Annotated in this window: 24 protein-coding genes; 6 read left to right on the top strand and 18 right to left on the bottom strand. The window is 64.7% G+C overall.

Annotated elements, in window-relative coordinates:
- Nucleotides 1-4: 4 nt before the first annotated feature.
- The 5 genes from DMC64_RS20065 to DMC64_RS42695 all read right to left on the bottom strand — a co-directional run bounded on the left by DMC64_RS20065 (nucleotide 5) and on the right by DMC64_RS42695 (nucleotide 2,876).
- A complete protein-coding gene (locus DMC64_RS20065; RefSeq protein ID WP_233629729.1) occupies nucleotides 5-640 on the bottom strand; it encodes a flagellar biosynthesis protein FlgA in 636 nt (211 codons plus the stop codon).
- Complete coding sequence (locus tag DMC64_RS20060; protein ID WP_125734719.1) at nucleotides 637-1,299, bottom strand: hypothetical protein; 663 nt, start codon at nucleotides 1,297-1,299, stop codon at nucleotides 637-639. The genes DMC64_RS20065 and DMC64_RS20060 overlap by 4 nt, the downstream gene beginning before the upstream one ends.
- A gap of 212 nt (nucleotides 1,300-1,511) precedes the next feature.
- Nucleotides 1,512-2,078: a hypothetical protein gene (locus DMC64_RS43255; protein ID WP_233629728.1), complete on the bottom strand. Its 567-nt coding sequence runs from the start codon at nucleotides 2,076-2,078 to the stop codon at nucleotides 1,512-1,514.
- 1 nt (nucleotide 2,079) lies between these two features.
- Entirely contained in the window at nucleotides 2,080-2,712 is a 633-nt protein-coding gene (locus DMC64_RS20050) for a hypothetical protein (protein WP_125734718.1), read from the bottom strand.
- Complete coding sequence (locus DMC64_RS42695) at nucleotides 2,709-2,876, bottom strand: hypothetical protein (protein WP_158634227.1); 168 nt, start codon at nucleotides 2,874-2,876, stop codon at nucleotides 2,709-2,711. Before DMC64_RS42695 ends, DMC64_RS20050 begins: the two co-directional genes overlap by 4 nt.
- Before the next feature lie 287 nt (nucleotides 2,877-3,163).
- Between DMC64_RS42695 and DMC64_RS20045 the strand changes: the two genes are divergently transcribed.
- The gene (locus DMC64_RS20045; RefSeq protein ID WP_125734717.1) at nucleotides 3,164-3,535 is read left to right on the top strand and encodes a helix-turn-helix domain-containing protein; all 372 of its coding nucleotides are present in this window, start codon (nucleotides 3,164-3,166) and stop codon (nucleotides 3,533-3,535) included.
- Here DMC64_RS20045 and DMC64_RS20040 read toward each other — a convergent pair.
- The 3 genes from DMC64_RS20040 to DMC64_RS20030 form a co-directional block, all read right to left on the bottom strand.
- Nucleotides 3,532-6,213, bottom strand: coding sequence for an MFS transporter (locus DMC64_RS20040; protein ID WP_125734716.1), 2,682 nt, complete (start codon nucleotides 6,211-6,213; stop codon nucleotides 3,532-3,534). The genes DMC64_RS20045 and DMC64_RS20040 overlap by 4 nt on opposite strands.
- Before the next feature lie 208 nt (nucleotides 6,214-6,421).
- The gene (locus tag DMC64_RS20035; RefSeq protein ID WP_125734715.1) at nucleotides 6,422-7,237 is read right to left on the bottom strand and encodes a class I SAM-dependent methyltransferase; all 816 of its coding nucleotides are present in this window, start codon (nucleotides 7,235-7,237) and stop codon (nucleotides 6,422-6,424) included.
- Complete coding sequence (locus tag DMC64_RS20030; RefSeq protein WP_125734714.1) at nucleotides 7,237-8,577, bottom strand: helix-turn-helix transcriptional regulator; 1,341 nt, start codon at nucleotides 8,575-8,577, stop codon at nucleotides 7,237-7,239. The genes DMC64_RS20035 and DMC64_RS20030 overlap by 1 nt, the downstream gene beginning before the upstream one ends.
- Before the next feature lie 460 nt (nucleotides 8,578-9,037).
- Here DMC64_RS20030 and DMC64_RS20025 point away from each other — a divergent pair, with 460 nt between their 5' ends.
- The 3 genes from DMC64_RS20025 (at nucleotide 9,038) to DMC64_RS20015 (ending at nucleotide 11,779) form a co-directional block, all read left to right on the top strand.
- Entirely contained in the window at nucleotides 9,038-9,355 is a 318-nt protein-coding gene (locus DMC64_RS20025; RefSeq protein ID WP_125734713.1) for a hypothetical protein, read from the top strand.
- A gap of 313 nt (nucleotides 9,356-9,668) precedes the next feature.
- A complete protein-coding gene (locus DMC64_RS20020; RefSeq protein ID WP_158634225.1) occupies nucleotides 9,669-10,589 on the top strand; it encodes a helix-turn-helix transcriptional regulator in 921 nt (306 codons plus the stop codon).
- Nucleotides 10,590-10,819: 230 nt separating this feature from the next.
- Nucleotides 10,820-11,779 carry a pentapeptide repeat-containing protein gene (locus tag DMC64_RS20015; protein ID WP_125734711.1) on the top strand — a complete coding sequence of 320 codons (960 nt, stop codon included), beginning with the start codon at nucleotides 10,820-10,822 and terminating at the stop codon, nucleotides 11,777-11,779.
- Between the two features lie 370 nt (nucleotides 11,780-12,149).
- Here DMC64_RS20015 and DMC64_RS20010 read toward each other — a convergent pair whose 3' ends face one another.
- On the bottom strand, nucleotides 12,150-12,434 hold the full coding sequence (locus DMC64_RS20010; protein ID WP_125734710.1) for a hypothetical protein: 285 nt from the start codon (nucleotides 12,432-12,434) through the stop codon (nucleotides 12,150-12,152).
- Nucleotides 12,435-12,527: 93 nt separating this feature from the next.
- Between DMC64_RS20010 and DMC64_RS20005 the strand changes: the two genes are divergently transcribed.
- Complete coding sequence (locus DMC64_RS20005) at nucleotides 12,528-13,697, top strand: hypothetical protein (RefSeq protein ID WP_233629727.1); 1,170 nt, start codon at nucleotides 12,528-12,530, stop codon at nucleotides 13,695-13,697.
- Nucleotides 13,694-14,101 (top strand): hypothetical protein, encoded by a 408-nt coding sequence (locus DMC64_RS20000; RefSeq protein ID WP_125734709.1) that lies wholly within the window; start codon nucleotides 13,694-13,696, stop codon nucleotides 14,099-14,101. The genes DMC64_RS20005 and DMC64_RS20000 overlap by 4 nt, the downstream gene beginning before the upstream one ends.
- Before the next feature lie 10 nt (nucleotides 14,102-14,111).
- On the opposite strand, the gene DMC64_RS19995 is transcribed toward DMC64_RS20000, so the two are convergent.
- The 9 genes from DMC64_RS19995 to DMC64_RS19950 form a co-directional block, all read right to left on the bottom strand.
- The gene (locus DMC64_RS19995) at nucleotides 14,112-14,354 is read right to left on the bottom strand and encodes a hypothetical protein (RefSeq protein ID WP_125734708.1); all 243 of its coding nucleotides are present in this window, start codon (nucleotides 14,352-14,354) and stop codon (nucleotides 14,112-14,114) included.
- A 62-nt stretch (nucleotides 14,355-14,416) separates the two neighbouring features.
- On the bottom strand, nucleotides 14,417-15,043 hold the full coding sequence (locus DMC64_RS19990) for a prepilin peptidase (protein WP_125734707.1): 627 nt from the start codon (nucleotides 15,041-15,043) through the stop codon (nucleotides 14,417-14,419).
- A gap of 436 nt (nucleotides 15,044-15,479) precedes the next feature.
- Entirely contained in the window at nucleotides 15,480-15,923 is a 444-nt protein-coding gene (locus tag DMC64_RS19980; protein ID WP_233629726.1) for a hypothetical protein, read from the bottom strand.
- A 3-nt stretch (nucleotides 15,924-15,926) separates the two neighbouring features.
- Entirely contained in the window at nucleotides 15,927-17,861 is a 1,935-nt protein-coding gene (locus DMC64_RS19975) for a hypothetical protein (protein ID WP_125734705.1), read from the bottom strand.
- Nucleotides 17,861-20,272 (bottom strand): hypothetical protein, encoded by a 2,412-nt coding sequence (locus DMC64_RS19970; protein WP_125734704.1) that lies wholly within the window; start codon nucleotides 20,270-20,272, stop codon nucleotides 17,861-17,863. Before DMC64_RS19970 ends, DMC64_RS19975 begins: the two co-directional genes overlap by 1 nt.
- A gap of 11 nt (nucleotides 20,273-20,283) precedes the next feature.
- On the bottom strand, nucleotides 20,284-20,607 hold the full coding sequence (locus DMC64_RS19965) for a hypothetical protein (RefSeq protein WP_125734703.1): 324 nt from the start codon (nucleotides 20,605-20,607) through the stop codon (nucleotides 20,284-20,286).
- Complete coding sequence (locus tag DMC64_RS19960) at nucleotides 20,607-21,467, bottom strand: DUF4417 domain-containing protein (protein ID WP_233629725.1); 861 nt, start codon at nucleotides 21,465-21,467, stop codon at nucleotides 20,607-20,609. The genes DMC64_RS19965 and DMC64_RS19960 overlap by 1 nt, the downstream gene beginning before the upstream one ends.
- A gap of 230 nt (nucleotides 21,468-21,697) precedes the next feature.
- A complete protein-coding gene (locus DMC64_RS19955; protein ID WP_233629724.1) occupies nucleotides 21,698-22,786 on the bottom strand; it encodes a ParB/RepB/Spo0J family partition protein in 1,089 nt (362 codons plus the stop codon).
- Nucleotides 22,786-23,670, bottom strand: coding sequence for a replication-relaxation family protein (locus tag DMC64_RS19950; protein WP_125734701.1), 885 nt, complete (start codon nucleotides 23,668-23,670; stop codon nucleotides 22,786-22,788). Before DMC64_RS19950 ends, DMC64_RS19955 begins: the two co-directional genes overlap by 1 nt.
- Nucleotides 23,671-23,674 lie beyond the last annotated feature (4 nt).

Here is a 23,674-nt window from a genome sequence, read left to right as displayed (position 1 = left end):
GCGCTCAACTCCCAGGCAGCAGAACGATCGCGACCGTGCCCACGGACCCCTTGGTCGCGAGCTTCGGCCCCTGATACTCGGCCACAACGACATCGACGACACGAAGCCCGGTCTGGTCTCGCTCCCCGACTCGGACAACGGTTCCCCGGACCGGTTCCCAGGTTTCGGCCACCGTGCCGCCTTGTCCCGACGGAACGAGCAGAACGGGCTTCAGTGGTTCCAACGGGGTTGCAGGCAGTTGGGCCGGCTTGACCGCGATTCCCAGTAGTTGCTCTCCCGGCCGAGGCGGAAGTTCGCCACCGACCGCTTGCGCGGTCACCACGCTGCCCGGCCAGAGGTTCGTCGTCGCTCTCCGCCCCACGATCTGCGCGCGGTCCTTCCACAACACTGGTGCGAGCCCGGGGTCTGGGCGGACTTGCACCTCTCGCACGGCGGTCTCGAGCACGACCTGCCCGTAGCGGACGGGCGCGGAGATGCCGACCGCGGCGACGGTCGTATCGACGGATCGGTAGACGAAGACCGTTCCAGTGGCGCACAGCGCCGCCAGCACGACACCGGCGAGGATCAACATCTTCGAAGGTCGCCGTCGAAGCGGCCGGAGCTCCGGCGCGAGCGGCAACCCTTCCTGCGAGGCCGTCATGACCGTCCTGCCCCGGAGTTCAGCGTGCGGATCTCGCGGACGGGCAACCGAGTGTTCGACGTCAGGTCCATCGCCTCGGAGCCGGTCGCTCCGCCACCGGACCAGTTGATCTCCCAGTGGCCGGTCGCCGCGATGGGAAAGGCGCCCGCAGAAGGTTTCGTCAGGTAGACATGCCCGCAGTCAGGTGACCTGAGCCCAGCCCGGTCCTCGGCAAACGGAGTGCCCGGGCCGGCACAGACGTGCGAGGCTCCATCGCCCATCGACCACGTGATGCGGGTGAGCTTGGCGGTAGCCGTCACGCTGGTCGCGCCGGCGCTGGCAGTCCGTGTCACCGGCCCTGTGGTGGACTCGCTCCGCGCGCTCCACATCCACACGGGGAAGCCGATCGTGGCCCCGTACGGTGAGTCCGCGGGCGGCGCGAGCCTGATGTCGGGCGCGGCAAGGTCCATCCGCTCGATCGCCTGACGAGCGAGTTCGGCCGGCGAGACCTGCGGCACGGCGGGAGCCGCGGCTCCACTGGGCACGTAAACCAGCCGGGCGTCGCCGGGATATCCCCCGCCGGGGCCACCGACGCCGCAGATCATCACGACAAGCCGTCCCTGAGACGCGTCCTGGCCCGCCCACATCGGGTCCCCACTCGCCGGTTGGGGGATCTCCATCGGAACGCATTTCGGAGCAGGCCCGCCACGTTTTCCCGAGTCGGTCGGCACGGCGCCCGGACGACCTCCGTCACGGTTCGGACGGCCTGGGTCCGTCGCACCGACCCAGCAGGTCCCGCGCACCCCGGAGGATTGGCAACCGCCGGGACCAGGTGTCGCCGTAGCCGGGCTAGCCAGCACGGTCATCAGGAGGACAGCCCCAGCCACCTGCGTCAGCATGGCTTGTCCAAGGCGGGTTGGACGACCTGAACCAGCCAACGATCGTTCAGGCTCGCGTACCGAACGACTTCGGCGCGGAACTCATAACGCCGCGGCTGGTCCGGGTTGTCGAGAGTGCGGCCTCCTTCGCCTGGTTTGTCGCTGACCAGGTGAACCTTCGTCCGATCCAAGCAGTCGGTGATCGTGATCCGGGGGTCGCGATCGCCGAGCGACACTGCTGAAACCATCGGGGAGCGGTGGTAGTCGCCCTCCATATGGGAAGGCACCGAGGCCAGGTTCTGGATCTCCGCGAGGTGGCGCGTCAACTCCGGGTCGACGAGGTATTCGCCCAGTTCGGGGCGCCAATCTTTCGCGCGCGGCGCCTTCTCCGCCGCGGTGCTGACGCGCCAGTAGCCTTCATACGCCTCGAGCGCCTTCTGCTTGGACATTTCCTCGACGGTCGGAACGCGGCTTGACGAAGTCGATGTCGCGGCCGGGGGAGCCGACGGCTCGGTTCCGCTGTCGCTGCACGCGGCAGCCGTGCCCGCGATAAGCAGGATGATCACGAACTTGGCCTTCATGTCATGCTCCGATCAGGCTGATGATCACGGCACCACTCGCTGCCGCCAGCGCGGCCTGGGCGTGTTCGGAATCGACGATCACGTCGACCACGAGAGACCCGCCGGCATCAGGCGAGCCGACGCCCGCGACCCCGGCGAGGAACGCCTTCTCCGGCGATGAGCCACAGGGCAACGCCTCCGGCAGGCGAGACACGCAGACCTGCGCATGAGGCCAAAGCGACTGACTTGGGCGCTGACCGGCCCCGACTCGGAGACCGACCACTTGGAAACCGCTACCGGGCACGCCTTCCGGAATGAGGCTGGAAGCGGAGAGAAGTGTCCCTTTCGGCAAGCCGATTGCAGGCGCGCGACCAAGCACGATTGGCCGATCGGATGCCCGGACAAAGCGGATGCCGTGGTCCGGAACCAGTTCGATGGTGACGAGATCCGGCTCGGTGATCGGCTGCGTCGCGCCGACGTCTCTGGCCAGCACGAGCGCGGGCACCGTCTCGTCCTGAAGGATCACGACCACGTGAACGACGACCAGGACGAGCACCATCGCGATGAGCACCGCGACGAGGTTCAGCCAACGCGACGACTTGTTCGATGCTGGCTCTGCCTTCTTCAGGCGCTCGGTGAAATCGGTGACCGTCATCCTCCGACCTCCGCATCCAGGTCCGCGGGATCCACCTGTTCGATGACGCGCCGCCAGATCCGGCATTCGTCGCACCAGAGGTACCGGCTCAGCAGTTCTTCGTCGTCACCGCTCGCACGGAGCATCACTCGATCACCGCAGTCGAGAACATATTCGACTGACATCCGGCCTCCCTCCATCGAGACTTCCGGAGACGAAGGCCGGCTGGGCTGCCCGAGTCGCTTGCGAGTTTCTCGGGCGGGGGAGGGTTGTCCAGCCGGCCCCCGGTTTTCTCCTGCGTCGCCAGGCAGTCCGTTCCTGGCAAACCAGGAATACCGCTCTCTGGCCCGGTGAGCGCAAGCTCAAAACCGAGTGAGCCCGGGCTCACCAGGGGTTTTGTCACTCGTCTGGGGGTAGGAATGAGTAGAATTGCTCGCGCGCAAGCAGTAGCGAATCGTGTTAGCTGGTCGACATGGAGGGGTGGGAAATTCCGTATCGACACAGCGTCCAGATCGCCTTGGATCTTTTGCGGGGCAGGTGGACCGTCGCCGTCATGGCCGCGCTCGCACGCGGCCGAACGCCATTCAAGGAATTGCTGGCCGCGATCAACGACGTCGAGAAGCGCACCGACCGCGACCGCATGATCTCGAACCGGGTCCTGAGCGACACGTTGCAGCGTGCTCGCGAGGACGGACTCGTCGAGCGGTATGCCGAATCCGGCAACTTCGCGACGGTCTCGTACGCACTCACCCCGACCGGCCGCTCGCTGCTCCGCGCCGTCCGGCCGCTCGCCGAGTGGGCTCAGGTCTACCAAGCTGACGAGGGCGACCGCCAAGGCCCTTAGTCCACCTCGGCGGATGCCGTGCGGCGAGGACCGGGAATCAGCGACCGAACCCGGTCACGGCCCGCGTCCTTCGCCGCGAACAAAACGTTGTCCGCGGCTACAAGGACGTCGTTCAGGTCTTCGCCGGCCGCGGGGTAGGCCGCCACACCGATCGAGACGCTGAGGTGCAAGTCCGCTAGGTCACCGTCGAGCTTCATCTCCCTGACCGCCGCACAGACTCGGTCGGCGACGTCGACAGACACCGAGGTGTCGGCGTTCGGCAGCAAGACGACGAATTCCTCGCCGCCGAACCGCGCGGAGATGTCGTAGGACCGCACGTTGTCCACGATCGTCTGCGCGATTTCGCGAAGCACAATGTCTCCGGCGAGGTGTCCATAGGTGTCGTTTACGGTCTTGAACTTGTCAACATCGATCATCAACACACCTACCGGAGCGCGGTGGTGTCGCGCCTTGGCCAGCTCGTTCTCCGCGAGGGTCTTCCAGGTCTCGGCGTTGAGCAGGCCGGTCTTCCTGTCCGTGGTCGCCGCGGCTTCGAGCTGCCGGACGAGAACACTGCGCGCCAGCACGTAGAGCGGCAGCATGACGAACAGCAGGGCCAGCGGATGCCAGATCGTCAACAGCGCGACCAAGACACCGACGCACAAGGTCGCGAACTCGAGACTGTTCTCGCTCCAGCTGCCGACCAGGGCTCCGATCGAGCGCCTGCCGGGAGACAACGCGATCACTCCGGCGACCAGCAGCGAGTTCACCAGCCAGTAGCAGGCGACCACCGCGACCAAGCCCAGCAGCGCGGCGTCATCGATGGTGCCGAGAGCCCCCACCGAGGGAAGCCAACGAGCCATCGCGATGGCAGAGCAACAAGAGACGACGACCGAGCTCGCGCTGAACAGCACCCGGTAGAGGCACATACCGGACACTCGGCGCCAGCTGCGCCACCACATGTGTCCGTACAGGACGATCGCCGTCACGGCCGCCAAGCCCGGCGTGACGAGCAAGGCCGCCGCCAGGGTCCAAACCGAGCTCATGTTGACGTGTGGCGTGTCGGAGAACCTGCGCCGCATCTGTTCGACGGCCCGGGTCACTTCCGCCGCGAGGAGACCGAGCACCACAAGGACACCGAAACGGACAAGATCTGCTCGGTTCACCGAGGTGAATCCGTCCAGCATCACCGTGAGCACGACCGCGGCGATCTCGACCGCGAGAACGAAGGCGATCACCCGCCGCGGCAGCGACCAAAGCTTCCACCGTGTGACGTTCCAAATACGTTCTGTATCACCTGTGGCCTCGTCGACCACTTCGGATGCCCTGACCTGCATACTTGAGGCGCTTGCGTCCCCAGGCGGTCCTCCGGTGGACGCCGTCGTCGGGATGTTCTCAGCGGGTGGGCCGTCCAGGCAGTCCGTTCGCTGGGAGGAGGGTTCATCGATGGCCAACAAGGACTGGTGATCTCGCGCGTCCTCATTCGCTGAACCACGCTCGCTCCCGGCCCGAAGCCGGGAGCGAGCCAGCATCCACAGCACGCTGATCATCACCGCCGCGCCGACCGCGACGGCGCCGGCCGCGGCGACCGCCTTGAACGGCCCGAACTGCTGGGCGGCGAGTCCGCCACCGAGGATCGCGATGCCCTGCGAACAGTGCAGGCACGTCGACATCCGGCCCATCACTCCCCCACGCTTAGCGTCCGGCACCAGATCGACGACGATCGTCTGCACCTGGATAAGGAACGCCGTCGAGACGGCTCCGGAAACCGCCCAGAGCATGATCGAGGCGACTACTCCCGGCTCGAAGAAGCAGGCGATGAGAGGCAGCCCGGCCACCATCGCGAACAACAGTGCGGCAAGTGGGGTGACCGGCAGACGAAACCGTGTTGTCAGCCAGGCTCCGAGGGCGCTCCCCAGCGGGTCGGCAGCGAGCAGCAATCCGATGCCGAAGGCGGAAACCCCGAGCGCGTGTCCGTACGGCACCGCCACGCCTTCCGGCACGACGTAGACGCCTACCAGCAGGACCAGGCCGTAGAGAAGAAACCACGTTCGGATCGACGCGCTTGCCTTCGGCTTGGACTCCTCGTGTTCGGAGGTGGCGCGGCTGATCGGTCTCGACGACACGCCCTTGAGGACAATCACGGCGCTCAGCACGAAGGTGGCCGCGTTCACCAGCATCCCGAGATGTGGCTCAATCAGCGTCAGCACGAGCCCGCCGGACCCGAAGGCGACGACCTGGGCGATCTGCCCGGTGAACTGCCGGAGGGCGAGCCCCGCCGGGAAGCCCTCGCGACCGAGTACTTGCGGCAACAACGCCGACTGGGCCGCTTTGAACGGGCCCGCCGCCGCGCTGAGCACCGCTACGCACGCCCACAACGCCGGCAGTGGAAGTCCCGGCAACGCCATCGCCGCCGCGAGGATCGCACGGGCGACGTCGGTGACCACGAGGACCGCACGCCGCGGGTACCGATCGGCGAGACCGGACAGGAGAAAACCGCCGAGCACTGACGGGATGAACGTCAAGGCGTATGTCAATGCGGTCAGTGCCGCGGACGACGTCTCGTTGAACACCAGCAACGACAACGCGACCCGGGCGACCTGGTCTCCGCCGATGGATAGCATTTCGGCAATCCACAGCGCTCGGAACTCCTGGTTCCGCAATGGCACGGCAAAGCCGGCACGGCGGCGCTCCGCCATATCCGTTCCCCCTACACGCAACTCCCAGGCGACAACTCAGCATGCGGTCGCGCGGTCACGCTTCCGCCGGACTGACAATGCCGGGTCGTTCGTCCCTCTCCCGAAACTCACGGTATGCCCGGAGCGTCGTCAGCTGACCACTACCAGCGACTTTTCGCCCGTTTGTAGTACGGGACTACCCAAGGTGATCAACTTGTGAGTTGCCTGGTCAGAGGGTCTTTCTGACGATGATGACACCGCCTCGGCAGGAGATCGCGAACTCGCCGTGCCGGTCGATATGCCCGCCAAGCAGCTCGTGCGCGCGATCGATCGTGGCGTCGAACGGGACGCCGCCTTCGTCAGCCCACGCCCGGTACGACCGAAGGTGCGCGAGCACTGGCGCGGGCTCGCGAACGGTGATCACGCCCGGAAGGTCAACCGTGGCGACCGGTTCGAAGTACGGCTCGAGGAGCCGAGGCGCATCTTCGAGCGCGAACCGCTCGCTGAGTGCGACCCGCCTCGGTCCACTTGCAATACCAAGCACGTCAGCCGCGGCTGCCGACCAGAGGTCGTCCAGCTCCACTTTGTCGCTGTGCGAGTTCGTCGACACGAACACCAGACCACCCGGCATGAGCACCCTGCGGATTTCTTCGAGCGCCGCGGGCAGCTCGGCGACGTGGTAAAGCATGTGCAACGCCAGCACGACGTCGAACCGCCCGGCCGCGAACGGCAAGGCCGACGCATCCGCCGCGACGGTCGGCGGTGGCAGGGGCGCCAGAATTCCCGGTGAAATGTCCGCTCCGACAGTGAGTGCGTGCGGACGCTCACGACGGATGCGATCGAGGAACTTCCCGTTCCCGCAGCCGAGGTCGAGCACACTTGTCGTCGAAGCCGGCAAGTGCTCGAGCACGATGCCAGGCAGGTCGTAGCGCGGCTGTTGCCAGGCGTAGAGCGACTGGCGAGCGGCCAGGTCCGACTCGTCCTTGTACGCGCTTCCGGCGAGCTTGGCGCGGCTCGTCGTGTCCACGCCCTCGGGCCGTGACATCACTTCGCGACCGTCCCCGATCCCGGCGGGAGAGCCGGTGGCGGCGTACAGAATTCCCGGATATCGGTGCGCAAGCCCCTTGCACGAGCCGTCGCGAGGTACTTCGTCGAACTCAACCGATCTCCGATGTCGCGAGCTCGTTTGACGATGCTGGCCGTTCGTCGCACCTGCGGCGCAGCGAGAACAGGAACGAGGTACGACTGCGCGGCATCCAGATCGTCCAGGACCATGTGCGCCGCGGCCAGATCGAGCCGGGCGGCGAACATGTCGCCGGCGGAACGATCGGCGGGGGCCGCCACCTGGTAAACGTCGAGCGCGAACTGCGACTTCCCGATGGCCTGCTTTGCCAAGGCCGGGCTGCTCTTCAGCGTCAGCAACGTGGTCCCGGCGTACACCGACTGCTTCGCCGCGGGAAAGGTGAAGACACCGGAGTACTCGTCCATGGTCGCATCCGAGCGAGCGCTCTCCGCGGCTTCGAGCGCGGTCAGCGTGCCTTGTTCGTCGCCGCGCGCCGCGCATGCCCGCGCTTCGAGACTCGCGAGGCGGGCTCGAGTCGTTCCGCGAGGATGGAACAAAGCCCCTTCCCTCGCCCGTTCGACCGCGTCCTCGAGCCGATCGTCCCAGTAGGCGATCAGGCTTTGGAGCGCCTTGATCCAGCCGAGCATGTCTTGGTGTCCGGCCAGCTTGGCGTACAACCACGCGGTCTGCGCGTGGATGTCGGCAGCGCGGTAGTCGCCGAGGTCCAACGACACGTGGGCCTGCAAGCCTCCGAGCCTGCTCGCGTGCAGATAGAGATCGCGGAGCTGGTTCGGCAGGCGGTTGCTGTCGAGCAGCCGGAACACTTCTTGCCGGAGTTCCCGGATCTCCCCGAAGACATCGACCAAGGGCCGTGAGATGTAGGCCGCGGCGATCCTGCGGATTTCAGAGTCGAACTGCTCGACGGCCTCGTTCGTCGTCCCTGAAGATGCGATCATGCGAGCGATCCGAGCAGCGTCGCGCGCGTCATCCGCAACTGCCTGCCTGCTAAGCACTGCATCTTCAATCCCTTCGGCCGGCGAGCCAACTCGGCCCAGGCGACGACGAGCCTGCTGCTCCGCTTTGGCTTCGCACCAAAGAGCGCGGAGCTTCCCCGCGGCACCAAGGGCCTGATCGAGCGCCTCGACGAGGTTCTGCGACGGAAGGTTCCCGCCTGGACGCTCGGCCATGGACACGTAGTTCCGGGTGTACCCCACGCGCTTACCCAAGCTCGACTGGCTCAGGTCGACAGCACCCCTGAGCCGTCTGATTTCCGCCGCCAGACGGGCATGCGCCGTCTCGGCGGTGACGCTCTCGTCTGCCATCTCATCTCCGGCTCTACCAGGGGTAAATGGGGGTAAATACCAAAAGTAGCGGCCTTACCCCGTTCCGTAACTATAGCGGTCGCACCAAAGTGGTGACAGTCCAGGAAAAACCACCGCGCCACGGAGGGCACAGATGGCGACAAGCGTCTGCAAGAACCGAATGCGCCACGACTCAAAGCGCCGGATGCCGTTCTGGTTGACCGAATCAGGGATGGCTGTTCGCTCTCGCCTGACCCGAAGCACCGCGCGAGCCGGACAAGGCGAGCAAGCGCGAGATCCGGATCCCGAGCAGTTGTACAGCTTGCTGACGTTGTATCTCGCGGTGCACATCCCCCGTCCCGATACCGACCCGCTCCACGGTCGGTGCTCGTCCTGCGGGCAGTACTGGCCTTGCGTATCCGTTCGGCTGGCCTACCGGCTACGTGAAGGCTTCTGAGCGAATGCCCTCTGGGAGGCTGTCATGTCGTTGTACTGGTCAGCTAGCTCTGCCGCCGTCACTGCGGTCCTGATCTGGCTTGTCGTCAAACACTTCACGAAGCGCCACCGGATTCACCTGATCCGCAGGCAGCCGTATTGGGCAGCGCTGGCGATCGTCGCCCGCGTCAGCCAGCAGCGGAAGGGCGAGGAAACTGGATGGCCTTCAACGGATCCAGAGTTCTTGGACACTGAGCCGACCGAAGTCATCGTTCTTCCGCCGCAGCCGCGGCCGTACCAGGAGCCGCACATTCGACTTCGCGCGGACGAGTTGGCGAACAACTCTCAACCGCCGAGGCTGTGAGCCGGGCCATGGACGAGACGCCTTCGATCCGGCATTGGGCCTGCCTGATCGTCGCCGGCGACAGCCCGCTGGGCGAGGTCGCCTACTCAGTATGTGACCTGACGGCACACCTACCCGATCCTGACGTCTCCTTTCTTTGCTCTGTCTGCTTCGGCAAACAGTGGCCGTGCGAGCGGTTCGACGTCGCAGCGAGAGAAGTGCTTGCCGCACGACTCTCCCTCGCAGCCCTCATCCCCACCGAACTTCACCATCGACTCTGGCCACAACCTCCCCGGTGGCCGGATGCCAGTCCCACCCGAGAAAGTGACTGATCGTGTTCAAAGCAGCCCCAGAACCGCCGGCGAAGTCTAGGTGTGTCGAGGAGTCTACGGCCAAGAGCCGAGAGATCGGCTCCGCGCTGCGGCGAGCACGGAAACGGTCCGGACTGTTCCAGGCGGATATCTGCCGCGGCCTCGACTGGGGAGCGCCGAAGGTCTCTCGCCTAGAAAGCGGACAGCGCGACGGGTCCACGCTCGACATCGTCGCGTACCTGGCCCGAGCTGGGACCGCGCCGGCGGAGTTCGATCGCGTGAAGAGGTTGGCCGAGTTACCAGCCAACGGCTACGACCTCCAGCGTCATCCGGAGAACATGCCCGACCTGCTCCCGACCCTCGACTTTCTGCATTCGAGCGCGAAAAAGATCAAGGTGTACGAACCGCGCCGGATCCCGTCGTTGCTGCAGACCGAGCAGTACGCCGAAGTGATGCTGCGCGCCAACCGCAACCCCAAGGACCCTCTCGTCAAGGACGCCCTGCAGGCACGGCTCTCGCGTCAGGAGGTCCTCAAGGGCGTGAGGTCGGGCTTCGACACCACCTTCTACATCGACGAGGTCGCGCTCCGCGATCCGGCTATGCGCGATGTATTGGAAGAACAGCGTCTCCAGCTGATGATGACCGCCAGCATCCCGCACTGCCACGTGCACGTCATCCCCACAGACAGCTTCGACGAAGACTTCCAGACGGCCTTCAGCTTCTTCGAGGACTACGACAAGAACTCCGCCCTCACCGTTCATACTGCCACTGCGATGGTGGTCCTTGATGAGGTCAACGACATGACACCATACCTGCGGAAGCTGAATGAACTTCGCGAGATCGCCCTGAGCGCAAGGGAGTCCATCCAAAGGGTGAATCGAAGCCAACCTGCGACAAATCGAATCAATCACGACAGCACGAATGATCATCACTCAAAGAGGTGACGCCCACGCCGAGCACCCGACGAGATCAAACAGGGCATAATGATAGCGCCCGCGGTCCAGCCGGACAGTCATCATGACCAGGCTGACACCATCTGATTTCAGCATCCAGCACCAGGCGAAAGACTTGCGTGTCGCCGAGCAAAGCTTGGCCGTCTTGTATCAGACAGCTATCCCACTCGAAGCCCCCTCCACCCCTGACAGCCAGCGACGGTACGGCATAATCGACCGCCATGTCCGCGAGAAACAAGCGACACAACAGGAACCGCCGACGATCCGCAAGCCGAACAACCGGACGCACCGAAACTCGTTCCTCGACTTCCAAGAACGAAGCGGAGACTGCCAAAAAGGACGGCAAGCAGCTCTGGGGCAATCTGATAAGCCTGGTGTCCGCATTGGTTGCCACGGGAGCAGTGGCCGTCAGCTGCCTATCCGCCAAAGCAAGCCAGCAGTCCGCCCAAGCCAGTCTGCAACAAGTAGGAATTACGGAGCGAGGCCAGTTCGACGACCGATTCAATCGCGCCGTCCAGCAGTTAGGAAACCGCGACAGTATCGACATCAGACAAGGCGGAATTCACTCACTGGAGAGTCTTCTACAGGACTCACCGCGACATCACCCCACAATAATCAAGCTTCTTGCTTCTTTTATTCGCGAACACTCACCAATCTCCGAATGCACCGAAGAAAAACGGGTTCCGAACGACATCAGAACTGCAATCGGAGTAATCGGTCGACACATCATCAAGCCAGACACAAAAGCCAACGAGTATTCAGTAGATTTGCGCTTCACTTGTCTTTCCGGAGTCGACTTCGTGGGCTTGGATTTTACCCGCGCATTCCTTGCCGGCTCAGATCTAAGCGGGGCAGACCTGACCGAATCCAACTTCACAGGCGCATACCTGCTCAGCGCAAGACTAGACCAAGGAAACGCAATGTTCGCCAATTTCACCTGCACAGTATTAGCTAACGCCAACCTTCAGAAAAGCTGGCTAGTTGGTGCTCAATTCGTTGGCGCAGACCTCGTATACGCAAATCTAGCTGACGCCAAACTAGAGGCCGCCAACCTTGCTGACGCAATTCTCCATGATGCCATCATCGACCCGAAGCAACTAGAAAACCCGGCCATCCTAAAAACCCCGCCAAACCCTTTTTGCCTAGCAGACGCGCAGTACCCACAGATCACCAGAGGTTGAACCGGATAACACACTTACTTTCAACCTAGATGTACGCCCCCACAAACCATGTCGGTTGAAGCACTTCAATAGCATCCTCAAAGACCCATGAACCCTTTCGTTCCCGCAGCTAGGCCCATGTCGACGACAAACCGCCTACGGCCATCTTGACGCCGCCGCGAGCACTTCCACCAAGGACAACGTGCTCGCGGCGCGCCTCCGGAGATGACATCGAGCAAGCAGTGCATTTGCCAGGGATTGAAGACAGACACCGTGCCCCATATAGTCGACGCACACGATTAGCCCGGCAGAGGCAAACTTACTAGCGTCGCAAATACCCAGTCACTACGCTCACGTCGACCACATCCACAGCACGAACGGACGAAGTCGACTACGTCGCTTTTCGTGGGCGCCCGCCACCTGCCCCCTGACCGGGCCTCCCCCGCTCCCACTCACGGATCTCCGCCTCTCGCCCCGGCGACCAGCCCGGCGTCCGACCGATGACGACATCCGGCTCCGGAAACGGGTGATCCGCGGCGTAACGCCGCCGCCACAGCGCGACCGTCCGATGCGAGACTCCGAACCACTCCCCGATCTCGACCATCCCGAGATAACGCAGGGTCAGCCCTTCGCCGGCCGGACGGCCATCTTCCAGTCGGTGGTTGTCGCCGCTCACCAGGGTGAAGTTAACAGGGACCTGCACGTCCGACTTGCACGAGCGCCAACTCGGCATGTCCTGCCCGCAACAACCTTGTTGACTAAGTAGTCAATGTTCGCCTACCTTGAACCTTGTCTACTTAGTAATCAAGGTTTTAGCGGGAGGCTCAAGTGCAGCACAACAACCCCAGGTCAGTGGTTGGTCGGGAGCGATTCGTGGGGCGTCGTCATGGCCGAACACGTTGACACGGCCTGGTGCCCGCCCGAGCCGCGCGAGCTTCCAGCCTTACGCGAGCATTTGGCCGAGTACCTCACGAGCTTCGCAGCGCATCTGTTCACCTCGGCGGTGATCCGCGAGGGTCGAGGAACTCTTCGCCCCGTCGGTGATCCGGACCGTGGAGCGGAGGTGATGTTGGCGGACGAGTACCAGCGGCTACACCAGGCGCAGCTGTTCTACGTCACGAGCGACATCACGCCCCTCGTCCATCACGCCGCTCGGAATCTCCAGGATCGCTGGGACATCGAGCCTCAGGACTTGCCAGCGCTCACCGGCTTCATGCTCTTCCCCGAACCGCTGGGCACCTACGTCAGAGAAGACGGCAAGACGGTCGCCATCGTCGCCGTCTCCTGGGGAGAAACCTCCCTCATCTCCCATCCCGACGGTGGGATCTGGCTGACCTTCTGGAGCATCACCGACTTCGCGGCGGTCATCGCCAAGTTCCGCGCGGTGGGCTTCCCCACGGCCGAAGCGACCCGGCTCGCGCACGCACAGAACGCGGAGCTGACCTGGGACAACGAGATCTACATGCCCTGGGGTGCTTCCGAAGCCGTCGTTCCCGACGAGCCCGGCGGACGTCCTCTCGATCCCACCAAGCTGGCCGCCGCCAAAACGACGATCGACTGGATGCGGGTAGTCCACGCGGGTTGGATCTTCTGTCAGCCGAACGGCTTCACGGAGGTGACTGAAGAGCACCTCCCGAGGACGCTGCGAAAGCGGTCCGCGCGGGCAGGCCACTCCACGGACCCGGTACGGGTCCTGTCGGTCAGCCAGAAGGCACCCACTCGGCCAGCGCGGCCCTCGGAACCGAGCGGACGCACCGTCGGCGTGCGCTTCCCCGTCGCACCGTTCCTTCGACGGCAGGCATACGGGCCCAACCACTCACTCCGGCGCTGGAAGGTCGTGTCGGGTCACTGGCGCGGCCCGGCCGACGCGCCGGTTCGGATCGGCAAGAAGGTCAACCTGATCGACGCTCCGCCACCTGGAACAGGCAGGAAATCATGATCGCAGTCAAGCGAACGAATCCGACCGACGACGTCATGTCGGCAGCGCACCACTGTCTCGCGGCGGAGAACTTCTTCGCTCGCGCGAAAGAACTCCACCATGAAATCGTGGGCATTCCGAGGGATCGGAATCGTTTCCATCGCCGCATCGCGAGCAGGCTGGAGCTTTCGTACCAGACCTATCTGGAGTGGGCGCGCTTTCACCTCCAGATGGCGGAGGTCATCACGCAAGGCGCCAACCTCGTCATGGCCTACAACCGTGCCTCGTCCACTTTGGACCCACGGCTCCTCAGCGCGGACGTTGCTCACGAAGTCGTGTGCTGGGATGGGTTCATCGGCGGACAGCCGCGCGACGGCCGGGAACGAGCCCTTCCGAAGCCGGGCGCGGCTGACGCCGAGTACTGAACCGGTTGCCTCAAAGAACGTCGTCGTAGCCCAGCTCCGCGGCGACGTCTTCGACGAAGTCTTCACCCGGGACGCCCGGATGTTCGTTCTCGACGTCCCAGGCCGCGTCACCGACGGCGTCACCGCCTTCTTCCAGGGCATCGACGACCTTCTCGACCAGCCCACGGGCCTGGTCGTCGTCGAGGTCGAATCGCTGTGCGGCGTTCGCTGCGGCTTGTTCGAGGTCCTGGTCGTACCACGGAGGTTCATACATCGGCGGGCTCCTTTGCTGGTGTAGCGAGCCCTCAGGACATGTGATCCGGATACGCGTTCGATTCAGCCGCTGAACGCGGCGATCGTCGCGCTCAGCACCGCAGCGGCCAGCATCGGAGGCGCGAGCGGCATGCGACCGTCACGAAGAGTCCAGCGCTTCGCCAGCAGCCCGAGCCCGGCGAACAGAGCGGCCAGCAGGTAAGAGCCGATGATCCCGGCCAGAAGCCACTTCCAACCGAGCCAGCCAAGCAGCATTCCCAGGCTCGGCGCCAGCTTGACGTCGCCAGGCCCCGGATCGCCGGTGAGGAGGAACGACACGAGCAACATGCCGCCCCACACCAAGGCTCCGACCAGCGCCCGGGTCAACGACGGCATCGAATCGGTGAACAGTGCCGCGGCGACCAGCGTGATGACCATTCCCGCGGCCAAGGGCGCGGTGAGTTTGTCCGGCACGCGGTGCTCGACGACGTCAACAGCGGCGGCCGGCACGGCACACACCGCCAGAAGGGCACCTGCGGCGATCATGCTGGGCGGCCATGCTGCCGTAGCCGCCCCGAGGATGACGGTCGCGATGGCGATCGCCACGAAGTGGAGGCGCTTCGGGGAAGTCCTGAGTGTGGCGCGGAACAGCAGCGCGGCGAGCAGACCGCAGAGAGCGAACCCGATGGCGACGCGCAGGTCAGTGCTCATCAGCTGGTCCACTCGGTCATCGTCACACGAGCTCGTGGTCAACCGGCGTTTACATCGCTCGACCGTGTGAACGTCGTGGCAAGAGACCGAACCGAACCTCCGCGCCGTACCAGGAACCGGCTTCGTCCGAACGCGCTCGGCGGTAGTGCCACCCAGGATGATTCGAGACCGCCAGTGCCCGGCGGCACTCGCAGGTGGCCACGCACCACCACCCGGGCCGGACACGCAAACCCGCCTGGCCAAGCGACGGCATGCGGGTGACCAAGGCTTCGGTCGCCTTCGTGATGATCTCGTCGAGCGAGGAGCCCCGGACAAGCAGCTGTCCATGCGCCTCGTGATGTTCACCGACCCATTCGACGTCGCTCAAGGCAGGTCTCGGAGTCTCACCCATACCCAAGACAAGCGGCGGCGATCACTGGCTTGATTCAGGCCCGCCTCAGTCGTGCTCAAGGCTCTCCAACGCCCGGCGCTCATCGTTCGGGATCGTGGTCATCCACGTGTCGAACGCCTGCAGGGTCACGAGCCGACCGGACCGAGCCGGCTGGACGGTCACGGCAGAGCCGTCGGCGAGTTCGAGCCGGAGCCGGGAGCCCTCGCGCCGTGCCGCGGTGACGTGAAGCGCCCGGCGCCGGACGACCGCCGGATCGAAGACGGGCAATCGCGTCTCCGGGTCCTGCAACGCCACGGCGAGCGGCCGGATCCAGAAGAGCGCGGGGAGGTTCGTATCACGACGCACTTGCCTGGCCAACGCCACCCGTCGGCCGCCATCGACGACGAGTTCGGCGCCGGGCAGCAAGTCGTCGGATCGCCTCTGTGCGCGACCGGCGACCAGGTTCTCAAGGATGCGCTCAGCCTCATCAAGGTTGATCTCGTGGCTCACGGGTTATCCCTTCAGAACTTCGTCGATCGGCTTGCCGGCGATGTGCGTGATGCCTTTGGCCGTGAACATCGCCTGGATCTCGTCGCGCTGCGCCTTGCTGTCGCAGAGGATTCTTGACGGTCCTTCGGCACCCAGCAGGTCGATTCCATCTCCGAACATGACCTCGTTGGCGGGATGTGTGAAGCCGGCGATCTTGAACGGGTTCCTCGTGGACGACGAGTACTTGCCGGCCTTCGCGGGGTTGACGGCCCCGTAGGTGTCCGCGTTCGCGCCGTAGTAGTCCGCACGGTGCATCAGACGCCCAGGTTCGTCCCAGACCAGCTTCGGGCCGGAGCCGGATGCGGGCTTTCCCAGAACACGCAGGAAGACGGAGCTCGCTCCCCCGGTGAGCTTGTCCTCGTCTTCGCTCATGCCGACGCCGCGGCTGACACCCATCAAGGTCCGGCGCTCGGTGGAGGCGAGCACCCCGTTGGCCAACATCGCCTTCAACCCTGACGCCGAGGTGGAATGGACCAAAGCTTTCCCCTTGAACGCGGCGTCCAGCTTCGTCATCGAGTTGCCGACGTCGAACCGGCTCCACGTGAGCCAGCCACCGGATCGTCGGGGCGTGGGGTCGTATCCATCGGTGGCCGAGAGCGCCCCGCCCGTCTCGTAGCCTGTCGCCTTCGCAACAGCTTCCCGTAAGACCTTCACTTTGGTCGGCAAGGCCTGCGTGTGCGCGTCCAACTGGATGTCTTTGGCGAACCGCGCAAGTTGAGCATCGTCCAGCCCGACCGCGAGATGAGCCCGCTCGTGGAAAAGCTCCTGTCGGGTCATCTCTTCGAGCTGATCGCCGGTCGCGATGGCCGCCTGAACCTCGGCCTTGCCTGCCAAGTTCTGTGCCTTGACGTTCGCTGCGAGGTAGCCGTACTCGCCTTCGGCTTGGGTCATGGGACGGTTGGCCAGGTTGAGCTGGCCGAGCCTTTTGACCACGTCGGGGCCGTGCCCCTCGCCCGCGGGCGCGATGATCTCGAGCCGGCCACGCAGCGAGAACTCCGTCGTCTTCGGCGAGTTGACGCTATAAGGCCGGTAGACGGCTTGAAACCCATCACCGAGGTTGATCACATACTCCTTGCCGGCAACCTTCTCCCATCTGGCGACGCCATTCCAGCTGGCTTGTCCCGTCTCGGTATCCAGGGACGGCTTGATCCGCGTCGCGTCACGCAGGAGACCCGCGACCCGGTGGTCTCCAGTGCCGCTCACGAGCACCGGCATCGTCACCGTCACGGTCGCGAGGCCTTCGTGCAGGTACGGGTTGACATGCCCCACAGACTTGGCGGTCGCGGCCGCTGCCTCGACGTCAACCAGCTTGCCCGCGTAGTGCGCGAGCATCGCGGCGTCCGCCGGCCCCGGGCTCTCGCCGATCTCCGTAGCTGCGTCCTCCATCGCCTTCTTCGCGTCGCTGATCTTTTGCTCTGTTGTCGAGGGGAGATTCCCGAGGGAGAGATCTCCAACCTTGAGGTGATGGTTCACGCTCTTCGCGGCCGCGATGATCTTGTCAGCAAGCTCGTGCTGCTCGTCGAGCGGCAGCCGACCATGGACGGCCTGCTCGATCTGAACCGGCCCTGTCTCCTTGGTGACATTGATGGCATCGAGCAGCTTCTCCTCCGCCTCCTCATTGACCAGCGCGTGCAGAACGGTGCGTGGACCTTCGGTGCTGGCGTAACTGACGAGAGTGGCACTCGAGGCGTGCAGGTCGGTCCCGCCCACCAGAATCGGCTCCCCAAAGGCCCTACCGACGTCAGGCGTGTCCGGTATCGGGGTCAGTGGCTGAGCCTCTGACTCCACAACGGCTTCTGCTTCGGCTGGAGGAGCAATCACCACAGGCTCCGATACGGCCGACGAGGTCGACGGCGTGATCGAGTAGCTCGTATGAGCCGTCTTGGAGTTGGTGCCCATCAAGTCTTCCCAGCGTGTTGGAGTGCCGCGGCGTTCTCCAGCTTCAACTCACCGAGGAAGAAGTCGGTGAAGTCCTTGCGCAGGCTCCTTTTGCGCTCGACCGCGTAGTCGAGGAAGGTCTCTGCGATCTGTTTCGTGGTCACCGCGGTCTCGGTGATTCCATGGTGCTTGGCAGCTCGAGCACGCATCGCCGGGACCCATTTCATCTGCTTCTGCGCGGCTCCGGCGTAGGCCGCCGACTGCAGCATCCCCCGCCATTCGGCGTCCGGAACCGCCTCGATGTGCTTGATCACCGAATGCGCGGCCGCCGGGTTGATCCGCACACCCTTGGCGAGCTTGCCCGTCTTGAAGGCGTCATACGCCTGGTGGTAGACGGCCGTCGTGTTGTTGGGCCGGAACGACATCGACAGCTTGTCCTGGCCATAGAACTTGAACGACTGACCGTGGTCGATCGGGACGAGGCCGCCCTGTCCGGTCCGAAGAACGTTGCCGGCGTGGGGATCGTGGTTTCCCAGCGCCCAGCTTGCGACGTGCAGGCGGACGATGTCATCGACATCGGTTTGCGACCACGTGGAGGGCTCGCTCGACATCTCGGTCGCGCCGACGAGCATCGGCTGCACGGAGGCCGGCTTTCCGTTGATCTTGGTCGCGAATACCGGGACGACGGGCAGACCTGCGCGTTTGAGTGCTCGCGAGGTTGCGGCCTCGGCTTCGACGACTGCACCGCCCCGCGGGGTCGCTTCTCCCTTCGCCAGCCATGTCTTACCGTCCGGCCCGGTATGCAGCGTCTTCGGATGTGTCCCGCCGAGGTGCGCAGGTTTGCCGACTCCGAAGTCCCAGGCAGCGACCGCAGATGGCTCGGCCGGTTTCGGCAAGGCCGCGAGCGCGGCTTTGGTCTGTTTGAGCGCTGAAAGCATCTCAGCGTGCTGGCGACCAAATGCGCTTCTCGGCACCTCCACGATCGGCGCCTTCGCGGATTTCCCCACCTTTGGCGGCAAGGACTTCGTACTGTTCTTGAGAGCGATCTTCTCTTGCAAACTGTGCTTCAGGGACGCGACCGACGAACTGGCTCCGTAGGCTTGCTGCACCAGGAGTGTCTTGCAGATCGACTTCGGCGCGGCCGCGGCTTGATCGGCTGTGATGAGGCCCGCGGAGACGACGAACGCTCGCAGGTCCTTCAGCTCTTGCTGGTCAGCCCAAGGCCCTATCTCGGTTTGCGCGATCTGGAGAGTCTCGTTGTGCGCGAGCGTTGGCTCGACCGGCTTCCAGCTACTCATGGCCGTGTACGCAACGCCGGCTTGATGTGTATGGTCGAGGAACTTGGCCATCGACGAGACGCCGCCCGGGTCGGCGAGACTGGGCAAGCCACCGTGATCAAGCGCGTCATGCAGTTTGGCGATGTCGGCTTCGAACGTCGCCTTCGTGGCCGCCCTCTCGATGGCGAGGTGCTGCAGGTCGAGCCGTTCCTGTTTTTCGGTCGACGCGCGCAGCAGCTTCAGAACCTGGTGAGAATTGAGCACCTTGACCTGGAACGGTGCGATCTGATCGAGATCCTTCGCTGTCTGTATCGCAGTGGACAGTTCATGTGGAGTGATGTCGGTGAACGCTTGATCGACTTGCTGCTTCGCAGCCGAGCGTATCGACGCCAAGTCGTCGAGCGCCGGGTTGTCCGCGGTCGCCAGCTTGTTTTCCGCAGCGATCAAAGTCGAGACGAGATCGGGATCGGCCCAGGATCCGTTGGTCTTGGCCGCCTCGACCGCGTCAGCGGCAGAGTTGATCGCTTCCTGCGCTGCCTGCACTTCAGCAGCGGTCGGCGTCCACGCTGTGAAGCCCGGCGGCACGCTAAGGCTTGGCTTCGCGATCAGGTTCGCGTCGATCTGTTGCCATTGCGCCAGGGTCTTGCCTCCGACTGTTTCGCCGGCGTGCAATGCGATGAACCTGTTGATCGCGATGCTCTGGATCGTCTGCTTGGTACCCGCGTCGTCCGGATAGGACGGATCAAGCCAGTGCACCAACGGGTTTCCGTCGATCTCGGACCATCCCACCAAGGCTGGGTGCTTGAACCCTTGCGCGGCAGCGAGTTCCTTGAGCTCGTCCTGCGTGAGGCTGTTCAGAAACAGCTCGCACTGCGTGTGGAGCGTGTCCTCGAACGCGCTGGGGTCTCCGACGATCTTCGCGATTTCTTCCTGCGCCTCGTGTACAGCCTCTACGAACATCGCGTACCGTTCACCAACGTCATCCGGAAGATCGAGCGTGGTCGGATCGAAGGGGTTCTCCGGGTCAACTCCGTCGAGTACGAAACCTTCCACGACCGACAAAGCGATTTCTGCGTCTTCGGGGCTCTTGTGCTCAGCCGCAGCCGACGGGCCGACAGCGTATGTGGCGTGCGCGGTCTTGGAATTCGTTCCCATCGAGAACTCGATCAGCCGGCGAAACCGAGCAGGTCGTCGAGCTGACACTGAACAGCGGCAGCGAGGTCAGGCGCAGAGGGGACGGGGTCAATGCGGGCGGCGGGCGCGGTGACCGAGTTCTCCCAAAGCTCGATGTGGGCGGGGAGCTCACCGACTGGCGTCGACGCGATGCGCTTTCGCCATGTGAGGCAGCGCTGATACTCCCGTGGAACCCATTCGATGTGACGGTCGATCCGGCCGTCGTCGCCCTGATCAATGCCGAGCACCGCGACGACGGTCGTAGCGGCTCCATACTCGGGTGACCAGCCGAGCAGAATCCAGAGCGTTCGCTGCATCAGTTTCCTCCTTCGGGTAGGAGCGAAGCCAGGTAGCGCACCGAGCTCGCGAAGGCGTCGGGAATGCGGGCGTGCAGGTCCTTCCGCCCTTCGGGAGTCATCACCGCTCCATGGAGCGCGTACTGCGCCGGGTTCTGGCTGACGAGAGTCAGCCTGGCGCCGAACAGGTCGACGGCGGTGGCGATGCGGTCTCGCCGGGAGAGGCCAGTGATGATGACGGGAAGGTCGTCCGGGATGTTCTCCGCGAGCCAGCTGAGACCGGGCAACGCCCACGTTTCCCAGTTCTTGTTCTCGCGCACGGTCTGAAGGTTGATAGCGATCGCGGGCGGCGTCGTGTCCGCGATCCAGGCGGCGTAGCGCTGAAGGTCTTCGAGCCGGAACCAGTACAGGTTCGGCACGGCCGCCATGCCGGCGTTGACGAACTCTTCCGCCAGCAGCAACGACCTGCGCATGTTGATCAGGTGCTCGGCGCGCGGCCAGTTGCCGTAGATCGAGTAGTTGGGCGCCAGGACGAGATCGAACTCAAGCGTCGCCAACCGGTCGAGCAGCCGATCGCGGTGCCGCATCGTCCAGAACGCTTCGACCAGCGGATCTTCTCCATATCCCGAAAGGACTGTCAGTGTCGTCGCCGGAAGTCCGAGCACCTCCGTCGCCGGTTTATCCCACCGCGGATAGATGGCGTACGTCTGTGGCGAGAAGACGCGGCGAAGCCCGACGGCATAGGCTGGCCAGCCCAAGATCGCGTCGAGGTCACCGACGCCTGATCCGTCGACCTGCGGGATAAAGGAGGGCAACCCTTCGGGCAAGCGGCTGCGGATTGCGATGTCGTCGAATTCGAGGGTTCCTCCGGCGTCGGCCATCCACGCCTGGATGTCCGTCCGGGATCCGCAGCGAATCGGGCAGCTCGAGCATGCGGTCTCTGCCCGCGCGCAGCCGCAGTAGCTGCAGTCCGAGTTGCATCCCGAGCACACGGGCGCGATCACCGCTCCCGGCTCAGCGTCGGAGCCCGAGTACCAGGGGCAGCGCCTGCAGTCGCATCTCGCAGCCGGCGCGACGTCTGCGGGTAGGCCGAGGAATACGGGCAAGGTGCTCACTCCGTTCCGTTGAGTTGAGTGGTCAGAAGACGAAGGGACGCCAGGTCGTGTGCAGAAAGCCGAGCGCCAGTCGCCAGTGCCGCTGCCAGGGGGCGAAGGCCGGCGAGGGCTTTGTCGACAAGTCGTTGCTCGACCAACGGGCCAGGCTCACCGGTGTCAGCGCGCAGTTTCTCGGCACGTGCACTGTCCGCTTGTTCGTGCAGCCGTTCGGCTTCGGCTAGCGCTTCGTCAGGACTGACCGATGGATCGGCAGCGGTGGTCAAAGCCGAACTCAACAGCCGGGTCCGGTTGGTCTTCTTCACCGCGGCCCAGATGTCCTGAGCCGCCTGTGCTCGCCCGCGATTGAGTTCGATGAACCGGATCCTGGTGTTGAGGCTGATCTTGGCCGCATCCATCTCTTCGGCGATCTCGCGGGGCATTTCGGCGAACGCGCGCACCAGCTCGCGTGCCTTCCTCGGGGTCAGCTGCAGGCCGAGGCGGGTCAGCACCTGGGACCAAGGCGCGGCGCATTTCTTGTCGGCACCACGGATCCGCTCCATGGCGGAGAACCGGGCGATCGGATCGTCGATGGCGTAGACGTCGGCGGGAACCTTGTAACCATGTGCGATCAGCTTGCCTAGAAGCACCGCGCAGCGATCGAGAACGAGCGCGGCCGCCAGCTCGCCAGGGCGCAGGTTCTCACGAGCGAGGTTCTCGACCAGCTGCCAGATCCGGCGTTCCTCGTCCGACAGCGGTCCGGGGCAAATGACCGCCGGGACTGCGGCGAAGTGCGGGTTGTTCGGCTTGTGGACCGCGCCCCAGCGGCAAGCCCTCAGGCGCCGCTCCCCCGCGGTCAGCCTCATGGCGGGAGCCTTGCCGTCGCCGACGTCCATCTCCTCGACGAGAACCGGCTGGAGGACGCCGACGGTCGCGATGGAGGAGATCAGGTCAGCAAGCTCTTCCGGAGCGGTGCTATCGCCGGGCGCCCGTCCCTGCGAGTCTGTGAACGGTGAGCCTTCGCCTCGCAGCGGGAGCAAGGTGAATCGGCGTTGCCGCAGCCGGGACGAAATCCCGAGCTGCTCGACGAGATCGACCGGCTCGTTCATCACGGGTTACCCGTCTTGGGCCAAGCGAAAGCGGATACCGGCGCCCCGCTCTCGGCGAGCAGCGGCAACGCGATGTCAGCTGCCGGTCCGTGCTCACGAAGTCTTCGCAGAGTCGTACCCAGCGCGCACACGCGATCGCCGGCGAGCGCCAGGCCGTGCATCGCTCGCGCGTAGGCCCGCAGGTCCGCGAGCCGGCGCTCGAGAACATGCTCGGCCGCACCCGACAAAACGACGAGTAGCCGCGGGAAGCGTGCGTAGCGGCTTCGCCACGCGGGACGCCCAGCGGAGTTCGGCTTTCCTGGGATGTAGTCGTGGTACTGCACGTACGAGCGGAGCTTCTGGGCCAGCCTGGGGACGGGCATGGTCGCGCGGTCCAGCTCGACGAAGAACGTGCGCTGCGATCGCCTCCCGTCTTCATTGAGGACGTAGTCGAGGACCGCGTCGGCGATGACAACGCCTTGCCGCCGTCCTCGGCCGTCTCGAAACCGGTGGGCGGCCTCGGGCGTCCAAGAGAGCGGCCCGCACTCGTCTCCACGTCGACGTGCCGCATTTGTGAAGGCGATGCCGGTCTCGACGACGTCGAGCGTGTGCTCCTGCAGCAGTTCCACCACAGCGGCCCGCGGAATCCGGTACGGGCGGGGTTCCACCCGGCCGGATTCCTCGACCAGTTCCGCGCCGCTTTCGGTGACGTGCCAGGTTCGGGGAGCGCGGTGCCGGTGCAGCCCCGCGGCGAGGCCGTCCGTCTGGAGGGCGAGAAGCTTGTGCTGGACGGTGCGGATCGGTGCCGCGGGAGCGATCAACCGACGTATCTGATCGGTGGAGACCATCCGATGCCAGTAGAGAACGACGAGCGCCTCGCGCTTGAACGGATCGAGCCGCTGCATCGAT

This window comes from Amycolatopsis sp. WAC 04197 (assembly GCF_003947475.1).
Taxonomy (GTDB): Bacteria; Actinomycetota; Actinomycetes; order Mycobacteriales; family Pseudonocardiaceae; genus Amycolatopsis; species Amycolatopsis japonica.
The sequence above is the reverse complement of the archived record's forward strand: the minus strand, read 5'-3'. Positions and strand labels throughout refer to the sequence as shown.

Coding starts and splice junctions, on each gene's coding strand:
- DMC64_RS20065 (WP_233629729.1), bottom strand. CDS start 640: ATGACGGCCTCGCAGGAAGGGTTGCCGCTCGCGCCGGAGCTCCGGCCG.
- DMC64_RS20060 (WP_125734719.1), bottom strand. CDS start 1,299: ATGGAGATCCCCCAACCGGCGAGTGGGGACCCGATGTGGGCGGGCCAG.
- DMC64_RS43255 (WP_233629728.1), bottom strand. CDS start 2,078: ATGAAGGCCAAGTTCGTGATCATCCTGCTTATCGCGGGCACGGCTGCC.
- DMC64_RS20050 (WP_125734718.1), bottom strand. CDS start 2,712: ATGACGGTCACCGATTTCACCGAGCGCCTGAAGAAGGCAGAGCCAGCA.
- DMC64_RS42695 (WP_158634227.1), bottom strand. CDS start 2,876: ATGTCAGTCGAATATGTTCTCGACTGCGGTGATCGAGTGATGCTCCGT.
- DMC64_RS20045 (WP_125734717.1), top strand. CDS start 3,164: ATGGAGGGGTGGGAAATTCCGTATCGACACAGCGTCCAGATCGCCTTG.
- DMC64_RS20040 (WP_125734716.1), bottom strand. CDS start 6,213: ATGGCGGAGCGCCGCCGTGCCGGCTTTGCCGTGCCATTGCGGAACCAG.
- DMC64_RS20035 (WP_125734715.1), bottom strand. CDS start 7,237: ATGTCACGGCCCGAGGGCGTGGACACGACGAGCCGCGCCAAGCTCGCC.
- DMC64_RS20030 (WP_125734714.1), bottom strand. CDS start 8,577: ATGGCAGACGAGAGCGTCACCGCCGAGACGGCGCATGCCCGTCTGGCG.
- DMC64_RS20025 (WP_125734713.1), top strand. CDS start 9,038: ATGTCGTTGTACTGGTCAGCTAGCTCTGCCGCCGTCACTGCGGTCCTG.
- DMC64_RS20015 (WP_125734711.1), top strand. CDS start 10,820: ATGTCCGCGAGAAACAAGCGACACAACAGGAACCGCCGACGATCCGCA.
- DMC64_RS20005 (WP_233629727.1), top strand. CDS start 12,528: ATGTTCGCCTACCTTGAACCTTGTCTACTTAGTAATCAAGGTTTTAGC.
- DMC64_RS20000 (WP_125734709.1), top strand. CDS start 13,694: ATGATCGCAGTCAAGCGAACGAATCCGACCGACGACGTCATGTCGGCA.
- DMC64_RS19995 (WP_125734708.1), bottom strand. CDS start 14,354: ATGTATGAACCTCCGTGGTACGACCAGGACCTCGAACAAGCCGCAGCG.
- DMC64_RS19990 (WP_125734707.1), bottom strand. CDS start 15,043: ATGAGCACTGACCTGCGCGTCGCCATCGGGTTCGCTCTCTGCGGTCTG.
- DMC64_RS19975 (WP_125734705.1), bottom strand. CDS start 17,861: ATGGGCACCAACTCCAAGACGGCTCATACGAGCTACTCGATCACGCCG.
- DMC64_RS19970 (WP_125734704.1), bottom strand. CDS start 20,272: ATGGGAACGAATTCCAAGACCGCGCACGCCACATACGCTGTCGGCCCG.
- DMC64_RS19965 (WP_125734703.1), bottom strand. CDS start 20,607: ATGCAGCGAACGCTCTGGATTCTGCTCGGCTGGTCACCCGAGTATGGA.
- DMC64_RS19960 (WP_233629725.1), bottom strand. CDS start 21,467: ATGGCCGACGCCGGAGGAACCCTCGAATTCGACGACATCGCAATCCGC.
- DMC64_RS19955 (WP_233629724.1), bottom strand. CDS start 22,786: ATGAACGAGCCGGTCGATCTCGTCGAGCAGCTCGGGATTTCGTCCCGG.
- DMC64_RS19950 (WP_125734701.1), bottom strand. CDS start 23,670: ATGCAGCGGCTCGATCCGTTCAAGCGCGAGGCGCTCGTCGTTCTCTAC.